Source organism: Streptomyces inhibens (assembly GCF_003389455.1).
In the GTDB taxonomy this organism is placed as follows: domain Bacteria; phylum Actinomycetota; class Actinomycetes; order Streptomycetales; family Streptomycetaceae; genus Streptomyces; species Streptomyces inhibens.
Window position 1 is genome coordinate 1 of record NZ_QUAC01000266.1, and the last position, 962, is coordinate 962.

Below are 962 nucleotides of genomic sequence, written 5' to 3' on the forward strand. Positions count from 1 at the left end.
CCGGCAAGCGCGGGCAGCCGGCTGCGCAGCGAGGCGATCACGCCGGCGGCCGTACGCTCCGCGGCGGCGGCGCGGGCGACGGGGTCCTGGGCGTGCCGCTCCAGCCAGTCCCGCAGCGCTGCGACCGCCGTGGCCGGCAGCAGCCCGCTCCCACCGCCGGCGGACTCGGGCAGCTCGGGAATGGTGAACCGCGGGACGTGGCCAAGACCGGCGCGCTGGAGAAGCTCCGCGTACCGCCCGGAGATATCGGTGGCGATCTGATGCGGCACCCGGTCCAGCACGGTCACCAGCGTGACGTCGTACTCCTTGGCCGTACGCAGCAGATGCCAGGGCACCGCATCCGCGTACCGGGCGGCCGTGGTGACCAGTACCCAGACATCCGCCGCACAGATCAGCTCCGCGGCCAGCTCCCGGTTCCGGGCGACCAGCGAATCAATATCCGGTGCGTCCAACAACGCCAGCCCACTGGGCAACGCCGAATCCGTCTCGATCCGCACCGCAAGCATCCCCGCCTCGGCCCCACCACCCCCACCCAAACGCCCCCCGACACCCGCGCCTGCTCCTGCTCCTGCTCCTGCTCCTGCTCCTAGGCCTCCGCCGGCGCCTCCCTCTCCACCACGCCCCGCATCGCCATACGTCCCGTGACCACCCCCCGCAGCACTTCCCGCCACGCAGTCATAGCCATACGCGGCCCCCCTCACCCCACCGCCATACATTCCACGGGCCTCACCACCCCCGTCCGTCCCGCGAGCACCAACCACACCAACGGCCCCGCCCCCGCCGCCATGATCGTCATCACCACCCACACAAAGGCCGTCCGCACCATGCCCCCCATAGCCCCCACCACCCGCCCCCCGCACACCATCGCCCCCGTACACCGAACCCGACCCACGAACCCCCTCTCCCCCGTACACCGAACCCGACCCACGAACCCCCTCTCCCCCATAGACCGCACCCAGCCC

The 962-nt window shown here is 72.1% G+C and carries 1 pseudogene; it reads right to left on the bottom strand.

The window, feature by feature from the left end:
* Positions 1 to 878 (bottom strand): annotated as a pseudogene (locus DY245_RS48510) (ATP-binding protein); the annotation flags it as partial.
* Between the last annotated feature and the right edge of the window lie 84 nt (positions 879 to 962).